The sequence below is a fragment of the Sphingobium sp. FG125 genome (assembly GCF_057809795.1).
In genome coordinates, this window is sequence record NZ_JBMDKQ010000021.1 from 1 (window position 1) to 18185 (window position 18185).

At 63.9% G+C, this 18185-nt stretch carries 14 protein-coding genes; 1 reads left to right on the forward strand and 13 read right to left on the reverse strand.

The features are described 5' to 3' along the window. Positions 1-46: 46 nt before the first annotated feature. From ACODSR_RS17135 to ACODSR_RS17160, 6 genes are all read right to left on the reverse strand, one after another. Positions 47-1192: a M20 aminoacylase family protein gene (locus tag ACODSR_RS17135; protein ID WP_489077838.1), complete on the reverse strand. Its 1146-nt coding sequence runs from the start codon at positions 1190-1192 to the stop codon at positions 47-49. 4 nt (positions 1193-1196) lie between these two features. Further along, positions 1197-1691 carry an Lrp/AsnC family transcriptional regulator gene (locus tag ACODSR_RS17140; RefSeq protein ID WP_489077839.1) on the reverse strand — a complete coding sequence of 165 codons (495 nt, stop codon included), beginning with the start codon at positions 1689-1691 and terminating at the stop codon, positions 1197-1199. Between the two features lie 20 nt (positions 1692-1711). After that, a complete protein-coding gene (locus ACODSR_RS17145; RefSeq protein WP_489077840.1) occupies positions 1712-3115 on the reverse strand; it encodes an aspartate aminotransferase family protein in 1404 nt (467 codons plus the stop codon). 123 nt (positions 3116-3238) lie between these two features. Continuing rightward, positions 3239-4309 carry a tartrate dehydrogenase gene (locus tag ACODSR_RS17150; protein WP_489077841.1) on the reverse strand — a complete coding sequence of 357 codons (1071 nt, stop codon included), beginning with the start codon at positions 4307-4309 and terminating at the stop codon, positions 3239-3241. A 100-nt stretch (positions 4310-4409) separates the two neighbouring features. Then, positions 4410-5873 carry an NAD-dependent succinate-semialdehyde dehydrogenase gene (locus tag ACODSR_RS17155; protein WP_489077842.1) on the reverse strand — a complete coding sequence of 488 codons (1464 nt, stop codon included), beginning with the start codon at positions 5871-5873 and terminating at the stop codon, positions 4410-4412. Continuing rightward, positions 5870-6727, reverse strand: coding sequence for a GNAT family N-acetyltransferase (locus ACODSR_RS17160; protein ID WP_489077843.1), 858 nt, complete (start codon positions 6725-6727; stop codon positions 5870-5872). Before ACODSR_RS17160 ends, ACODSR_RS17155 begins: the two co-directional genes overlap by 4 nt. Positions 6728-6933: 206 nt before the next feature. Here ACODSR_RS17160 and ACODSR_RS17165 point away from each other — a divergent pair, with 206 nt between their 5' ends. Further along, positions 6934-8406, forward strand: a complete 1473-nt coding sequence (locus tag ACODSR_RS17165; RefSeq protein ID WP_489077844.1) for an aldehyde dehydrogenase family protein — start codon at positions 6934-6936, stop codon at positions 8404-8406. A gap of 1 nt (position 8407) precedes the next feature. Here ACODSR_RS17165 and ACODSR_RS17170 read toward each other — a convergent pair whose 3' ends face one another. From ACODSR_RS17170 to ACODSR_RS17200, 7 genes are all read right to left on the reverse strand, one after another. Continuing rightward, positions 8408-11059: a carboxypeptidase regulatory-like domain-containing protein gene (locus tag ACODSR_RS17170; RefSeq protein WP_489077845.1), complete on the reverse strand. Its 2652-nt coding sequence runs from the start codon at positions 11057-11059 to the stop codon at positions 8408-8410. A 24-nt stretch (positions 11060-11083) separates the two neighbouring features. Continuing rightward, entirely contained in the window at positions 11084-11902 is an 819-nt protein-coding gene (locus ACODSR_RS17175; protein ID WP_489077846.1) for a fimbrial biogenesis chaperone, read from the reverse strand. A 97-nt stretch (positions 11903-11999) separates the two neighbouring features. Next, positions 12000-12467, reverse strand: a complete 468-nt coding sequence (locus ACODSR_RS17180; protein ID WP_489077847.1) for a DUF4402 domain-containing protein — start codon at positions 12465-12467, stop codon at positions 12000-12002. A gap of 72 nt (positions 12468-12539) precedes the next feature. Continuing rightward, positions 12540-13046, reverse strand: a complete 507-nt coding sequence (locus ACODSR_RS17185) for a DUF4402 domain-containing protein (protein ID WP_489077848.1) — start codon at positions 13044-13046, stop codon at positions 12540-12542. A 135-nt stretch (positions 13047-13181) separates the two neighbouring features. Next, positions 13182-13658 carry a DUF4402 domain-containing protein gene (locus ACODSR_RS17190; protein ID WP_489077849.1) on the reverse strand — a complete coding sequence of 159 codons (477 nt, stop codon included), beginning with the start codon at positions 13656-13658 and terminating at the stop codon, positions 13182-13184. Positions 13659-13749: 91 nt separating this feature from the next. Continuing rightward, the gene (locus ACODSR_RS17195; RefSeq protein ID WP_489077850.1) at positions 13750-14400 is read right to left on the reverse strand and encodes a response regulator transcription factor; all 651 of its coding nucleotides are present in this window, start codon (positions 14398-14400) and stop codon (positions 13750-13752) included. A 140-nt stretch (positions 14401-14540) separates the two neighbouring features. Then, positions 14541-18104: a CHASE domain-containing protein gene (locus ACODSR_RS17200; protein ID WP_489077851.1), complete on the reverse strand. Its 3564-nt coding sequence runs from the start codon at positions 18102-18104 to the stop codon at positions 14541-14543. Positions 18105-18185 lie beyond the last annotated feature (81 nt).

Here is an 18185-nt window from a genome sequence, read left to right on the forward strand (position 1 = left end):
GCGCGCAGGTTTCTCGACTTCGCTCGAAACGAACGGAGGTTGGCGCTTATGCCAAATGTCGCTCGACCAACGCGACATGCAGCCGGATACCCAGACCCAGCACATCATCGTTGAAATCATAATGCGGGTTATGCAGCGGTGCGCCGCCGTCCGGCTTGGCTTGACCCAGCCAGATATAGGCGCCTTTGCACGCTTGCAGCATGAAGGCGAAATCTTCCGACGTGAAGGCCGGGTCGGGGGCGACCTGCGCGATGCCGACGGTCGCCGCGGCATCCAGCGCCTCCTGCGCCGCCTCCGCATCATTGATCGTCGCGGGATAGTAACGCTGGTAATCGACACTCGCGCTTAGCCCGTTCGCCATCGCCACACCGGTCGCAATCTCGCGGATCGACGCTTCTATCTTGTCCTGCACTTGCGCGTCGAACGTCCGCACCGTCCCGCCGATGCGCACTTCGGCTGGGATCACATTATGCGTATGCCCGCCATGGATTTGCGTGATCGACAGCACGGCAGATGCAGTCGGCGCGATCCGGCGCGATAGGATCGCGTTCATCTGCGTCACCAATGTTGCCGCCGCCAAAATCGCGTCCGGCGTATCCTGCGGGATCGCCGCATGGCCGCCGCGCCCTTCCAATATAATTTCGAACTTGTCCGCCGCGCCCATGATCGGGCCGGGGCGGGTTGCGATCGTGCCAGCGGGCAGATCGGGCCAGTTATGCAGGCCAAACACCCGATCGCACGGGAAGCGCTCGAATAGCCCTTCCTTCACCATTTCGCGCGCGCCGCCCTGCCCCTCTTCGGCGGGCTGGAAGAAGAAGTTGACCGTCCCGTCGAAATTACGGCTGCGCGTCAGTTGCTGCGCCGCGCCCAGCAGCATCGCGACATGCCCGTCATGGCCGCAGCCATGGAAGGTGCCGGGCGTCCTGCTGGCCCAGGGCAGGTTGGTTTGCTCCTCGATCGGCAGCGCGTCCATGTCGGCGCGCAGGCCAATGCTGCGCCCCGACGTTCCGTTGCGCAGCACGCCGACAACCCCGGTCCGCCCGATCCCCTCATGCACCTCCAGCCCCAGCGCGCGCAACTGCTCGGCAATGCGGCCCGCTGTGCGATGTTCGCAAAAGCCGAGTTCCGGGTGCGCATGAATGTCGCGGCGGAAGGCGACAAGCGGTTCGATCAGGTCGGTGATGTCGGTCATGAAATTATCGCTGCTCGCCGAACAGATGCTGGATCGGATAATGATGTTTGATGAAGGGCGATTTGATCACGACATAGCTGAAATATTTTTCAATGCCGTAATCGCTTTCCAGCATCCCTTCGATGATCGACTGATAATGGCCGACACCGCGGGTCACGAATTTCAGCAGATAATCATAGCCGCCGCTGACCAGATGACATTCGACGATCTCGTCCAGCTTGCGGATGCGGGTTTCGAACCGGGAATAGTCACCCGACCGATGCTCGCTCAGCGTGACTTCGGTAAAGACGGTCAGAAATTCCCCCAGCTTGTGCAGATTGATATGCGCGCCATAGCCGGTGATATAGCCCGCCTTTTCCAGTCGTTTGACGCGGGTGAGGCAGGGGCTGGGGGACAGGCCGACCGCATCGGCCAGCTCGACATTGGTGATCCGGCCCGACTGCTGAAGTTGCGTCAGGATTTTCAGGTCGATCCTGTCCAGTCTGGGTCCGCCCAACATGCCCTTGTTCCCCCTTATATTTATCCCAGCGCCGCGCGAATATCGGCCTGTTCGAGCAAGCCGTCGAGCGTTTTCCTGATGCGCGCGAATATCTCGTCCATCTCCGCGTCCGTTGCGCATAGCGCCGGGGCGAGGCCGATAATATTGTCGGCAAAGGCGCGGAAGATGACGCCATTGGCATAGCCATCGTTGAACAGACGGTCGGCGACTTTCAGCGCCGGGTCGAATCGCGCCTTCGTCCCCTTGTCCGCGACCAGTTCGATCGCGCCCAGCAGGCCGCGCCCGCGCGTGTCACCGACTAGCGGATGATCGGCAAGCCCCGCGAGGCCCGCGTCGAAGCGCGCCGCGACCTTCTGCCCGTTGGCCAATATCCCGCCCTCGGTATAGAGGCGCAGCACTTCCAGCCCCACTGCTGCGCTCACCGGATGGCCCGAATAGGTCGCGCCATGGCCGATGACGACATCGGCGGCCGCGCCATCGGCAATGCCCTGATAGACTTTATCCGACATCAGCACCGCGCCCATCGGCACATAGCCGGCGGTCAGCCCCTTGGCGACGGTCATCAGGTCAGGCGTCACATCCTCGGCTTCGCAGGCGAACATCGGCCCGGTGCGCCCGAACGCGGTGATGACCTCATCAGCGACCAGCAATATGTCCAGCTCATCGCACGCCTGTCGCATGGCCTTGAGCCAGCCGACCGGCGGCACGATCACCCCGCCCGATCCCTGGATCGGTTCGCAGAAGAAGGCCGCAACATTGTCTGCGCCCAGTTCTGCAACCTTGTCTTTCAACTGCTGCACCGACCGGGCGATGATGGCGGCATCATCGCCCTCCAGATCGCTGCGATAGGGGTAGGGCGATGCGATATGATGCTGCCAGCGGAGCGGCAGGTCGAAATTGCGATGGAAATTGGCCAGCGCCGTCAGCCCCGCGCCGCTGCTGCTCGATCCATGATAGCCCCGCTCCAGTGCGATGCACTGTTTCTTGGTCGGCTTGCCGATCGCATTATAATAATGGGTGATGTAGCGGATCGCCGAGTCCACCGCGTCCGATCCGCCCAGCGTGAAATAGACATGGTCCAGCCCTTCTGGCGACAGGGCGACCAGCCGCTCCGCCAGCCGCGCGGCAGGCTCGCAACCGAAATGGAAATAGCCGGTGGCGTAGGGCAGGCGGCGCATCTGCTCCGCCGCCGCCTCGACAATGCTGTCCTGCCCGTAACCCACATTGACGCACCACAGCCCGGCAAAGGCATCGAGCACCTCGCGCCCGTCCATATCGGTCAGCCACATGCCCTTGCCACTTTGCAGCATGGTCGCGCCGCGCGCTTCATGGGCGCGGAAGGATGTGACCGAATGGATCAAATGATCGCGGTCGATGTCCAGCAGGGAACGGTTGGATTGGTGCATCGTCGGGGTGCTCGCCATGGTGGTTATGGGATGCAGCCTATCCTTGTGCCGCAGCGGGAAAGTCTCAATCTGGCCGGTTGCGGGCCTGTGTCTGGCCGTATTAGCGAAACGGCGCAGCATATTATGCTGCGCCGCGCAGGGTCAGGTCAAGGCGTCAGCAATCGCCTTGCCACATTGCTCGGTATTGGCTTTGCCTTTGAGGTCGCCGGTACGCAAACCGGGTTCTGCCAGCACGGTTTCCACCGCGCGCATAATTGCGGCGGCGGCGTCTGCCTCACCCAGATGCTCCAGCATCATCGCCGCCGACCAGATCTGGCCGACCGGATTGGCAATGCCTTTCCCGGCAATGTCGGGCGCGGAGCCATGAACCGGCTCGAACAGCGACGGATGGGTGCCGTCCGGGTTGATATTGCCCGACGGCGCGACGCCGATGGTGCCGGTGCAGGCCGGGCCAAGGTCCGACAAGATATCGCCGAACAGATTGGACGCGACCACCACGTCGAACCGGTCGGGGTTCAGCACGAACTGAGCGGTCAAAATGTCGATATGATATTTGTCATGGCTGACGGTCGGGTAATTTTTGGCCATCTCCTCCACCCGTTCGTCCCACCAGGGCATGGTGATCGCGATGCCATTGGATTTGGTGGCGGACGTTACATGCTTGCGGTCGCGCGTCGCGGCCAGATCGAACGCATAGCGCAGCACCCGGTCGGTCCCGTGGCGGGTCATCACCGTTTCCTGGATGACGATCTCGCGATCGGTGCCGGGGAACATCTTTCCGCCGACCGAGCTATATTCGCCTTCGGTATTCTCGCGCACGACCCAGAAATCGATATCGCCCGGTTCACGGCCCACCAGCGGGCATGGGACGCCGGGCATCAGCCGGACCGGGCGCAGATTGACATATTGGTCATATTCGCGCCGAAACTGGAGCAGCGATCCCCACAGCGAAACATGATCGGGCACCGTATTGGGCCATCCGACCGCGCCAAAGAAGATCGCATCGGGCTTGCCGATCTGCTCCTTCCAGTCGTCCGGCATCATCTGGCCATGTTTGGCATAATAATCGCAGCAGGCGAAATCCTGCCATTGTTGTGCGATGGTAAAGCCATAGAGGCTCGCCGCCCGCTCCAGCACGCGGATGCCTTCGGGCATCACTTCCTTGCCGATGCCGTCGCCGGGGATAACGGAGATGGTGTAGTTGCGGGTCATAGAAAACTCCCGTTCGGGCTGAGCCTGTCGAAGCCCTGTTCTGTCTTGAAGTGAAATACGACCCTTCGACAGGCTCAGGGCGAACGGAACTTGGGTGCGTTTACAATTTCAGGCCGGCGATATGGAATGCCTTGGTTTCCAGATATTCCTCGATCCCCGCATGGGCACCCTCGCGGCCTAGGCCGGACATCTTGACCCCGCCGAACGGCGCGACCTCCATCGCGATCGACCCGCTGTTGAGCGCCACCATGCCTGCCTCCAGCCGCTCTGCCACGCGGAAAGCACGATGCAGATTTTCGGTGTAGAAATAGCTGGCCAGACCATAGCTGGTCGCATTGGCCAGCTCGATCGCCTCATCCTCATGGGTAAAGCGGAACAGCGGCGCGACCGGCCCAAACGTTTCTTCTTCGGCGAGCCGCATGTCGCGCGTCGCACCGGTCAGCACCACCGGGCGGGCAAAGCGTTCACCGCTCGCGCCCTCCGGTGCCTGCGCAAACAGGGTCGCGCCGTGGGACAATGCGTCGTCAATATGCGCCTTCACCTTGTCGGCGGCGGCGGCATTGATCAGCGGGCCGATCGTGCTGCCCGGCATGTCGCCGGGTGCAACATTTAGCGCCGACACGGCTTTCGCCAGCTTCTCTGCAAACTGGTCATAGATGCTGTCCTGCACCAATATCCGGTTGGCGCAGACGCAGGTTTGCCCCGCATTGCGGAATTTGCTGACCATCGTGCTGGCGACGGCCAAGTCGATATCGGCGTCATCGAACACGATCAGCGGCGCATTGCCGCCCAGCTCGAAGCTGACCCGCTTGATCGTGTCTGCGCACTGCCGCATCAGCAAAGCACCCACGCGGGTCGATCCGGTGAAGGACAATTTGCGCACCACAGGACTGGCGGTCAGCGCCCCGCCGATCGCGGCGGGCAGGCCAGTCACGACGTTGAAAACCCCCGCCGGAAAACCCGCTTCCTCCGCCAGCTTCGCCATGGCCAGCGCGCTATAGGGTGTGAGTTCGGATGGCTTCACCACCACCGGGCAACCGGCGGCCAGCGCAGGCGCGCACTTGCGGGTGATCATCGCGGCGGGGAAATTCCACGGGGTGATCGCGGCGGACACGCCGACCGGTTCCTTCATCACCAATATGCGGCGGTTGGCTTCGGGCGCGGGGATGATGCCACCCTCGATCCGCCGGGCTTCTTCGGCAAACCATTTGATGAAGCTGGCGGCATAGCGAATTTCGCCCTCGGCTTCCGCGATCGGCTTGCCCTGTTCGGCGGTCATGATCCGGCCCAGATCGGCGACGTTGGCCAGCACCAGCGCGTGCCACCGCTCCAGCATGGCCGCGCGATCGCCCGCCGTCCGGGCTTTCCACGCCGGGAAGGCGGCTTCTGCCGCGTCGATCGCCGCCTGCGTATCGGCTGCGCTGCAATCGGGCACGGTGCCGATGATCGCGCCGGTCGCGGGATTGTCCACCGGCACGGTCGCGCCCGACGCCGCGCCGACCCATGCGCCGCCAATAAAGGTGCGCTCGACGAAAAGGGCGGGATTGGAAAGGGAAAGGGTCATCCGAGCGCCTGTGTCGTGAGGGAAAAAACTTTGATCGAAGGGTCGGTCTGTGGCATCGGGCCGCGCACCATGCGCATCACCCGACCAACGCACGGTAGGCCCAGTTCATCGAGCCAACTGCACAGCGCGCTTTCCTCCGGCACGTCGAGCCGACAGAAAATGCCGCTATTGGAACCCAGCCAGTGCGAAATCAGCGCCTTCGCGCCACCGGTGTCGGGCGCGACGGTCGGCCCGACCACATAGCCGCGCCCGAAGCGGCGAAATAGCGCAAAGCCGACCGGTTCGTTGGCGCGTGTCAGCACCACGCCCTGCGCGCCCGGCACCAGCGCATCGAGCAGCGCATCGCGGTTCATGCCGCTGGCCCGCCGCGCCAGCGCATGAAGCGTCGGCATATCCTTGGCCCCCAGCGGTCGCACCCGTTCGTCGGGGATCAGTTCGGCGACCGGCACCGCAAAGGCTGCGCCCTGATGCTGGAACACCGGGCCGATGCTCTCAAAGCCCAGCTTTCGATATAATGGCGCGCCTTCGTCCGTCGCATTGAGCAGGATCGTGCGGTCGCCAAGGTCGGCCATCACCGTTTCCATCAACCGGCGGCCCAGCCCCATGCCCTGGGCGGCGGGCGATACGATCACCATCCCCAGCGTAGCGGCGTTGGTGCCGTACAGCCACGCCATGGCGGTGCCGATGACTTCCCCGTCACGCTCCGCGACATAGCCAAAGCCAAGGCTGAGCAGCATGTCCCAATCCTCGATCCGGTGCGGCCATTTCTGCTCGCTGGAAAGCGTGTGGGCGGCGGTCAGATCATCCACGGTCATTGCCCGCAGGTCCACCATCGCCTCTATGCCTGTCGCCATGCGTCTTGCTCCCCGGCGGAAAAGGGTCGTCCGCCTGCCTTGATTAGGAATCACTTGGGGCAAGCTTAATCGGCGTGTCCAAGCATTGGCTGCTGCCTTCGCGCTGATTTTGGAAGATTATCGCGCAGATTTTCCCGCGCAACTGCAACACATGCCGCGCGCGATCCATATTCTGTCAACCAGCCTGCATGAAGGAGAGCCGCGCCGTGGACATTTTCAACCCCGATCTGATCGCCTTGCCCCAGGGCAGCAATTTTATCGGCGGGCGGCGTGTTACCGGGCGCGGGCGTGCGATCCCCGTGCGCCGTCCCTCCGACGGGCGGGTCTATGCCGATCTCGACAGTGTGGACGACGCGCAGCTGGCGCAAGCGGTCGAAAGCGCACAGCGCGCCTATAAGAGCAGCGGCTGGGCACAGACCGACCCGCGCGGGCGGATGCGGGTGTTGCGCCGCTGGGCCGACCTGATCGAGGCGGACATCGAGGTGCTGGCCCCGCTCGAAGCGCTCGGCTCTACCCGCATGATCCACGAAATCCGCGCCTGGGACGCCAGCTACACGGCGGAAACCGTCCGTTTCTTTGCCGAATGGGCGGACAAGATTGGCGGCGAAGTCGCAGCGACGACGCCCGACAAGCTGGGCCTCACCATCCACGAACCCTATGGCGTGGTCGCGGCGATCGCGCCGTGGAACCTGCCGCTGGTGATGGCCGCATGGAAAATCGCGCCCGCCATCGCGGCGGGGAACAGCATCGTGCTCAAGCCCTCCGAAATGACGCCGTTCAGCATCGTGCGCCTGGCTGAACTGGCGATCGAGGCCGGGCTGCCCGCGGGCATCTTCAATGTCGTGCAGGGGGACGGGCGCAGCGTCGGCGATCCGCTGGTCCGGCGGCCTGAGGTGGCGAAGGTCACCTTCACCGGATCGACCGCCACTGGCGCGGCGATCATGACCGCCTGCGCCCAGACCGGGCCAAAGCCGGTGACGCTGGAACTTGGCGGCAAAAGCCCGCAGATCATCTTTGCCGACGCTGGGCTGGACAAGGCATCGGCCATCGTCGCGCGCGCGATTACGCTGAATGCTGGCCAGGTCTGCGTCGCCGGATCGCGCCTGCTGGTGCAGGACAAGGTCGCCGATCAGGTGATCGACCGCATCATGACGGCCTTCGCCGCGCACAAGGCGGGACCGACCTGGGCCAGCGACAGCACGCTTGGCCCGATCATTTCGGAAGGCCAGCTCGACCGGATCGACGGCATCGTTCAGCGAGCGGTCGCTGATGGCGCGCAAGTGCTGACCGGCGGAACCCGCGCCACCGCGCCGCAGGATGGCAGCTATTTCCAGCCGACTTTGCTGCAAAATGCTGCGCAGCATAGCGAAGCGGTGCAGGGCGAAATTTTCGGACCCGTGCTGACCGTCCAGACCTTCGCCGACGAAGGCGAGGCTTATGCGCTGGCCAATGACAGCGCCTATGGGCTGGCCGCTGGCGTCCATACCAGCGATCTGACCCGCGCCCTGCGCGCCACCCGTGCGCTGGAGGCCGGCACCGTCTGGGTCAACCGCTATGGCCGCAGCAACGACTTCATCCTGCCCACCGGCGGCTTCAAACAATCGGGCATCGGGAAGGATCTGGGCCGCGAAGCCTATGTCGCCAATCTCAAGACCAAGGTGGCGTTGATCGAGTTCTGACTTACCGCGCGGCCAACTGGGCCGTCGCGCGCACGTCGATGACGCCCAGCCGCACCATGCTGCGCGTCTGGCCCAGTTCGACAATCTGCTCGACATGGGGGTGGCGGCCCTGCGCCACTTTCAATCGGTAGCGGCCATAGCGGACCCGCTCGAAACTGAACATGCCGTCAAACTCTGTGCGGGCGCGATAGGCGCTAACCCCGTCCATCGTCAGCAACTCCATCGTCTCCCCCGCCAGCGCCCGCCCGTCCATCGCCAGCCTCCCCTCGACCGCGGCAGAGGGCGACACGCCCAGCTCCACCACTTCGCGCAACCCCGCACGGGGGGTGACGAGAATACCCGGATTGCTCGGTATATCGAACGGATCGGACAGCGATGCTTCGTCGAGCGCGATCTTGACCGGGGTAGCGGGGCTTAGCCCGTCCAACTCGACGTCCCGCTCCGCCTCGTCGCGCAGCCGCGCGGGCATCGGCATGTCGTTCACCAGCACGCCGACCGGATCGGCGAAGGGCGGCTCGCCCGCATCGCGCCGCCCATTGCCGTCCAGATCGTGAAAGGCCCGCACCAGCAGCGCGCCGCCTCGCGCCTGCGACGCCGAACGCACCCGCCCGAACCGCTCATCGCCCCCCGGCCCCACGCTGAAGGTCAGCCCCAGCCCGATCGCCACTGCCCGGCGGCTATCGCCGGACAGGTTCAGCGTCAGGGCCGCCGGGCCGAAATCGCGCGCATAGGCCGCGTCGATCGCAAATTTTCCTTCGCTTGCTGCATAATTGGCGGAAATCTGCACCATGTCTGCCGCGCCCAGCGCCCGGTTCGCGGTCAGCTGCACCCCCATCAGTGCCGGATCGGGCGTCAACCGCCAATGGACTTCGCCACGCAATCTGATCTTGCCCGCCCGCCCGCTGACCAACAGCCCCGCTGTCGCATTGTCGCGCGTGATGCCGTCGCTCGACCGGAAGCGGCTCCATCCGCCGACCAGGCTCGCCGCGACGCTGCGCGATGCCACGGACAGGCGCCCATTCGCCTCCACCCCCTGTCCACTCCGCTGCCGGGTCGATCGCAGGTCGAAATGCAGCGGCAGGATCAGCCCCGCTGCACGAACCGGCCGGTCGAGCGCAACCCCGACCGACGATCGCAACGCCGGGTCCATCCGCTCGGATCGCAGCCCGCGATTATGCACCGCCTCCACCGCGATGCTGGTCTTGAACAGATCACCGACGACCGACGCCCGCATCGCCGATCCGCCGCCCCTACGCCCGGCCCAGGACAACTCCCCCAGCATCCCTGCCAGCCCGCCGCGCATGTTGAGATGGGCGAAATCGGCGCTGCCGTCGGATGAGGGCGCACGCACGACCGCCGCGCCGATCGACGTTCCCCGGCCCAGTCCATGGTCCACCGACATGCTGCCACGCCATCCCGATGCCGGGGTCTGGCGGCTGGCACCGAAACGCAGCAGATCATGATTGCCCTGTACGATAGTGGTGGACCACCAGGTTTCGCCCGGCCCCGGCGATTGCGCCGCGATATTATAGACCCGCCGTTCGCGCCTTACCTGTCCCTGCGGGCCATAGCGCACGACCTCCAGCACATTCACGCCATGGCGCAGGGCGACATCGCGAAAGGCATAGCGACCCGCCGCATCGCCGGGGACCACGCGCAACAACTCCCCGTTGCGATAGAGTTCCGCGTCCCACCCCTGCGGCAACAGGCCGGTCAGCGCCACCTTGTCAAATTCGCCAATGGCATCCAGTGGCCGGTTGGTCAGCGACAGGCCGCGCCCGCTGGCAGAACCGGCGACCAGCGGGACCGCAAAGCTGTCCACATCTCCGACCGCCGCCTGCGTCGCTGCCAGCGGACCCAGCAATTGTCCGTCAGGATCGGCCCGATAGAGCCGTAGCCGCACGCTGTCTGGCATCCCGCGTACATCGGATACCAGCCGCGCTTCAGCCGACGCATAGGCCAGTTCACCCGCCGCCAGCATTTCATAGCGGCTCGTCCGCACCTGCGCGCCCTTGGCGTCGCGCTGCCATCCGGCGGACAGCGACGCATCCAGTGCGGGCATACGCCATAGTCGATAGGGAAAGGCACGCCGTTCCAGCCCGGCCGTCTGGGGTTGCGCCTTGGCCGCCAGTCGTTCCGCCGCCGCTGTCCGGCGCAACGCCGCTTCGATGGGCAGGGGCGCTGGCGATGTGATCGTCAGGATCGCGTTGGTCGTGTCGGCGTCGAACGTGACGTCCAGCCACCGGCCCAGCGCATGGGTGCCAACGCACCACCCCGACCGGCTGTCATATATGTCGCCCGCGCCCAGCCGCATATATTCCGTCCCGAACCGCGCCTCGCCCGTATCGCGGTCTATGGCGATGTGCCGTGCCTCATCAAAGGCCCAGCCTTCCGCCCGGCGCTTGTCCTCGCTCGGCACCAGCGCGATGTTCAACGCGTCTATCACATCGCCCAAATCCAGGCAGATGGCATCCTCGACCGCAAAGCCGCGAATGCCGTTGCCGACCGACAGCGACCCGACCCGCGCGTCGAATAACAGCGCGTCGTCGGGAGACAGCGGCGCGGCCGCCGCCATCGCCGGACCCGCGCGCAACAGTAGCAGGACCAGCAGACATGACAGCAGGACACGCCACAGCCGGGGCTGCGCGTTCATGGGGTCTGAACCCTTGGCTTGGTGTCAGGGCCGCGCCACGGCGGTTTCGCTCACCGCGCCGCCCGCCGCCGGATCGGTCTCCACGAACCGCACCTTGAGCGGCCCGCTCACCCGCGCCAGCGCCGCCTTGTCGATTGGCAGCATGATGTGTCGCTGCGCCACTTCGGGATAGGCGGCGATCCCCTTGATCGTGGCGATCGCCGTCTTGCCATCGGCCTGCATCAATTCCAGCGTACCATAGACGGATCGGTCACCCGCGCGCATCAGGTCCACGTCCAGCTGCGCCTGGCCGTCCTGCACGCTCAGTCGCGCGTTGTTCAGGCTGGCGCTGCCTTTCGGTTCACCCACGCGCACGATGACCGGAATGGTCACGCCATAAATGGGTGTCAGGCTGATCGACATGCCATCGCCCGCGGGCACTGGCGCGGCGGCATCGGCCACGTCAGGCACGGCGCGGAACAGCAGATGCGCGCGATATTCGCCGCCCGGCATGGTCGGCGGCACTCGCACGCCGATCCGCACCGTCTGCGATTGCTGCGGCGCCAGCGTGATCTTGCGCGGGGCGTAGGTGATCAGGTCCAGCGCGGCGGCATCCCGCTGCGACGCGGTCGCTTCATCGACCGATTCGATCGTCCCCTCCGCCGTCATCTTTCGCAGCACCAGCGATATGCGGTAGGTCGTCGCCTTGTCGCCGCTATTATTGACCACCACTTCGCCGCCGCTATTGGCGCTCATGATCAGGCGGGTCGGCGCGACCAGCAGGTCGCCTGCGGCTGCCTGCGCCATGGTCGGCGCAAGGGCTTGGGCAGCGGCCAGCGCCACCGTCATCATCGTCCGTTTCATATTATCACCCCATGTCAGCGGCTTCGTGTCCAGCGGGCCGCAAAGGGCAGGGATGACGAAAATTGGTTAGCAACTCGCTAACCATGCCGGGTGTGGGTCAGAAATATTCGACCATTACCGCATAGCTGCCCGTATATGCGCCTTCGGGCTGTGCCGCTGACAGGGTCAGCGTGCCGCCGACGCTGAACTGATTCTTGCGCTTGCCAGGGTCCAAAACCATCGTCGATTGCGACGCTTTGGGAAGCGCCAACAGGCTATTGCCGCGTCCATTGGTCAGTTGGGCAGGGGCCAGCAATATGCCGACCATATAGTCTTTCGGCCCGGTGACATAGAATAGTCCGGCTCGCTCGCCGCCCAGGCATTGCAGCCCGGAGGAGCATCGTGCCACGCCTGATGGCGTCAGCTCGATCGTGCCGCCGGTCGTGCTGGCTGCCACTATCCCGAAACTGATGTCGGTGGCCGCCTCGACAATCGGCGCGGATTTGCGCGTGTCGGCATGGGCAAGATTGCCGGGCAGGGGGGACAGGCTCAGGGCAATCGCCGCCATGGCGGACATTGCACGCATCACCCTGTCCTCCCTCCGGCATCGGCACGGCATGGGTACGGCGCTTGTGCGCCGCCCCTGCCGACCATGATCTTACTGATAGGAAACCGAGACAGCATATTGGCCCGAATAGGTGCCAGCCGCCTGATTGGCGCCGACATTCAGCGTGCCAGCCACCTTGAAGCTGCCATCACCCGTGCCGGACAGGGTCATCGCCGACGTCGTCGTCGCCAGCGCTACCGCCATGCTGTTCGATCCGCCATCGGTCAGGGTGATCGACGGATTGTCGATCGCGACGGTCACGGTTTCATTCGCCGTGCCGACGACGGCAAAGGCGCCCGCCGTGGTCGTGCCGAAGCAGGACAGGCCGCTGCCGCAGACGCGGCTATTATCTTCGGCGATGGCGACAGTCGCAGCAGCGGCCGACGGCACGATCTTGCCAAAGTCCAGGTCAGACGATTTGGTGACTGTGATGGCGCGAAGGATCTTAACCGTTGCATCGCCGGTGGCGGATGCAGCATGGGCGGGTTCGATCGAGAGCGCAGCGCCTGCAAACAGCATGGCAGTCAGGCCCAGGGCCTGAACGGATTTGTTGGTCATGTCATATACCCCTTGGTTAGCGTCGGCATTCCAGCTCCGACAAGGGCATTGATAGGAAATGTCCGTCTACCTAAGGCTAATGGGCATGGTAAAGCCGCCATTAACCATATGAAGGGTTGAGAGATTCAGTATAAGTTACTGATATTCAAAGCTAATATTATATTGCCCTGCATAGCTGCCCGGCGGCGTTCCTGCCGTCACGATCATCTGCCCGCCCACGGCATAGGGGGTCCCGGTCGGACTCGCCATCGCCACCGGCCCAGACGGCAACAATGTCACCATAAGGCTTGCCGAATCCGGCCCGACCATGGCGACCACCGGGTCAATCGACACCGCCAGTGGCACGTCCGCGCCGGTCAGCCGGAACAATGCAGGCTGTCGCTCACCCAGGCACAGCATGGCGCCGCTACATTCGGTCCCGCCATCAGGCCGTACCGTTACGATTCCGTCCTGCGCCGCAGGAAGAATGCGCCCGAAATCGAGCGATTCTTCCTGGGTCGCCGATAACGATCGTAAGATCGTCACCGCCGCACCGCCGGAGGCGGCATTCGCCGTATGACCCATGGCAAGGCTGGAACAAGCCATGGCTCCGGCGAACAGGATGACCCGCATCAAGGGGTATGAAATGATGCTGCCATCCCGCATATCGCCGTTGTGCCTGCGAATTGGTATAAATACGTAAGCATAAATGCTTACCGCAACGTTAAGCCTGTTGCAGTGCCGGTGACGCGCCATTTTCCGGGTTCAGCGTCGCAAAGCCAGACGCATAGGCCAGCCGCATGACGTCGGTAAAATTGTCCGCACCCAGCTTCAGCATCATTTTGGCGCGATGGGCCTCTGCGGTCCGCACGCTGATCGCCATCTGCTCGGCCGCGTCCTTGTTGGTCATGCCGCTGACCAGCAGGCGCAGCAGCTCGCTTTCCCGATCGGTCAGGCTGGCGATGCGCTGCTGCGCGTCGGCGCTGGCGCTCTGATCATCCAGCACCGTTTTCAGCTGGTCCAGCCCGGCCTTGACCGCCGCATAAAGGGCGTGGGGCTGGCACGGCTTTTCCAGATAGTCGATCGCGCCCATTTTCATCGCCTGCACCGCCTGGCGGATTTCGCCCCGGCCCGACATCATGATGGTGGGAAAATGGCTGTGCTTCGTTTCCAATTTTGCGATCGTCGCAAAACCGTCCAGGCCGGGCATATAGACATCCATCAGCAACAGCCCGCCAGCGACCGGCATGGCGTCCAGGAAATCATTGCCTGATGCAAATATCTCGACATCGACCCCCGGCACGATTTCGAGCATGTCGCGCAACGCGACGCACGTTAGTTCGTCGTCATCGACGACATAAACCTTATGTATCACGCCGACCCCAGCCCTGTTAAACATTTGTTATATACGTGCGCTAACCCAACCGCATCCCGCCATCAAGCGCTCTAAGGGGCAAATCCGGCAGAACATTGTTTCAGGCGGGGACTAAATTCGGCCTACAACCTATGTTAGCGTTACATCACCCGTTCCGCCTGCGCTGCGATCGTGGCGAATCGATCGGCGGCCTCGCGAATCTGTTGCGGCCATTGCGCGTCGGACCAGCTATCCAGTGCCTCGTAAAGCTCTCGCATCGCGCTGGTGGTCGTCACACTCTCGAACAGGCCAGCGGTCCCGGCCAGCTGGTGCATCGCGGTGCGCAGCTGCGCCTTGGCCTCGCTGGTCAGGCCATCGGGCGCGGCGGCGCTGGCAAATTGCGTGGCGATATTGTCAAGCCGTTCGCGATACATGCGCGCCAGCCGGGGTGACGGGGCCAGTGATGGTGTCGGTCCATCCACCACCCGATCGTCGTTACTTGCGCGCAACCATGGCTCCAGCACCGCCTGCAAATCCGCCATCCTGACGGGTTTGGCGACATGGCTCTGCATCCCGGCATCCAGACAGGCGGCGATATCATCGGCATAGGCGTTTGCGCTGATCGCGATGATCGGCAGCTGATCGGCGCTGTGGCCCCGCCTTCGCAACTTGCGCGCTGCGCTCAGTCCATCCATGTGCGGCATACGCAGGTCCATCAGCACCAGCGCATAGGGCAATCCCCGCGCATGGGCATCGCTCACCATGGCGAGTGCCTCGACACCATTGGCTGCGATCGCGACGTCATGGCCCAGCCGCTCCAGCATCTCGGACACCAGCAACTGGTTGATGTCATGATCCTCGACCAACAGGATGCGGCGCGCAATGGCGGCTCTGACCGGTGAGGGCAGGGCAGAGGGAAGCTTTGTTGCCGCTTCACTCGGCGCCGCCACCAAGGGTATTTCAAGCGCGACAATCGTGCCTTCACCCAGATCGCTGCGCAGCAATATGTGCCCGCCCATCAGCCGCGCCAGCTGATCGCATATCGCCAGGCCAAGCCCCGATCCGCCATGGCGCTGCGCCGCCGCCCCATGCGCCTGCACAAACTCCTGAAAGATCGCGGTCTGCCGGTCACGGGCAATGCCGATGCCGGTATCCTCCACCTCTACGCGCAGCATATCGCCGGGCAGCTTGATCGCCCGTATGGTGATATGCCCATCATGGGTGAATTTGATCGCATTGGCCAGCAGGTTGACGATGATCTGGCGCAGCCGCAGCCGGTCGCACAATATCATCTGGGGTATTGCCGGATCGACGATGATGGACACCGGCAGCCCCTTGCGCTCGGCCAGCGCATGAAGCGCGGCAACGCTCGCCTGCAATTTTTTCTGCAGGTTTACCGGTTCGGGTTCCAGCACCATCTGGCCCGCTTCGATCCGTGAAAAATCCAATATGTCGTTCAGCAACTCCATCATCGACTGGCTGGATTCCAGGATCAATTCCAGCTTGGCGCGCTGTGCGTGGCGCGGTTCATCCTGCAACAGCAATTCGGTAAAGCCGATCACACCGTTCATCGGCGTGCGGATTTCATGGCTCATATTCGCCAGGAAAACGGCCTTGGCATTGGCGGCCTGTTCGGCGCGCACCAGCGCGGTTTCATTTTCCTGTTCCAGCTCCTTGCGCCGGCTGATGTCGGTGCCAACCCCGATCAGGCCGATCAGCTGACCCTGTGCATCGACCTCCGGGCCGCAGATCAGGTCGACCCAGCAAATGCCGCCATCGCTGTGGCAAAAGCGTAATTCCACCCGCCATGGCAGCCCCTGCGACATAGCGGACCGCCATTGCGTGCGGATCTTCTCCCGGTCATGGGGATGGATCGCCGCCATCCACCCCACGCCCATCACTGCGTCGCGCGACAGGCCGGTGGTTTTCAGCCAGGCGTCATTGGCGAAATTGCAGAAACCCAGATCGTCGGTGCGGAAAATCCCGGCGGGCGACAGGCTGGCGAGCGCGGAAAAATGCCGCTCGCTTTCTTCCAGCGCGCCGACCGCGCGCTGGAGGCCCGCTTCGCGTTCCATCAACTCGCTGGTCTTGATCTCCACCTGCCGCAGCGCATAGGCCTCGCGCCGGATGTAGGACAGCGCCAATATGCCGAATATCCAGCTGATCGCCAGTCCGCAGACCAGCACCAGCCAGCCTTCGCTGGTCGATACGCTCCCTTCAAACTGCGGCGTGCTGGTCCAGCGCACTGTCCATCTTTGTTCCATCAAAAACAGCGTGCGGGTTACGCTATATCGCGGCTCATGATCGTCTTTGGCGGCGCTGGCATAGATAGTGTCGTCATCGTCCGTCACCGGACCATCGAAAATATGGATGTCCAGCGACCGCCCCTGACTTTGCGTCAACCCTTCCATCAGGCGGCTGGCGATGAACGGCGCATAGACCCATGCGATCAGTCCCTTACGCCGCTGGTCAACACTCGCATGGGGCAGACCAGGCCGATATAGCGGTCGCAACAGCAGGAAGCCGGGGCGCTGCTGCGCATCCTGGACCAATATGATGCGCCGGGTGATCGTTGCCTTGCCGGTGTCGCGCGCGTGCAGAGCGGCGGATCGCCGCCGGGCCTCGGCCAATATGTCCAGTCCCATGGCTGCGCGGTTGGCCGCGATCGGTTCGATCTGGGCGATCACGCCGCGCAAGGTAGCGCCGCTGTCGGGATGGATCCGATAGCCGGGGAAGCGCTGCGCCTGTCCCTGCTGAAACGCTGGCAGCGTCGCTGGCGTCACGGGGCGGATATAGCCAATGCCGTTCAGGCCGGGCAGGAATGCGCCCATATCCAGCGCCGCGACATAGGCACGCCAATCCTCCGGGGTAATGTCGTCGGACGCAGCGAACAGCGCAGCTGCGCCGTCCAGACTGCGGGCATAGGCTTCCAGCCGGTATCGCAATGCCCGCTCATTCTCACGCGCCAGCACAGCGAAGCTGGCCTGATTGCGGTCATGGACAAATTCGGACGTGACCTTCCATGCGGTCAACGTGCCGCCGATCATGACGATCATAACCGCGCTCATCGTGGCGGTGTATTGGGCAATCGGCTCGTCGCGCCACAATATCCGCCATCCCTTCCAGGGACTGAGCATGATGACCGGGGTGACGATAAGCACCCCCAGAAGGTCGCCCGCCCACCATGTCGCCCAGCTTTCACCGATGGCGGCGGCAGGGATGGTTTGGTTCAGGTAGAGCGTGGCGACGCCGACGCTTGGCGCGACTACACAGGCCAGGGGACAGATGAGCGCTGCCAGCAACGCAATATCGTAGGCCGATGTCAGCCGGATTGGCGTCCCGAACCGGACGCGGACGATGCTGCCCGCGATCAGCGCCTGCAATGTTGATCCGATCGCGATGCACAGCGCGTTGGACAGGATCAGCGGCAGGCCCGCAGTCTCCAGTCGCATCATGCCGATCGCGGCATTGACGACGAAGGCGCCGAGCGCAACGCCCGGCCATAGCGCGCGTCCGAAAATCAGGATGGCGGATACGGCTATACCCGACGCTGGCCAGATCAACGTCGCATAGCCGGGCGGGATCGCCATTTTCAGGCCCAGCCACCCGACGACGCAATAGACCAGCGCCAGCCCGGCATTCAGCATCACCGCGCGCGGTGCGAAACGTCCTCCGCGCAGAGTCCTGTCACCTCCGGCCGACGCCCGGCTGCCTTGTTGCTCCATCTTGCCCCCCGGCACAGGCGGGGCGGCGTGGTTCCGGCCCGTCTGGACTCCCGCTTATAGGGGATGGCGCGCAATCGGCAA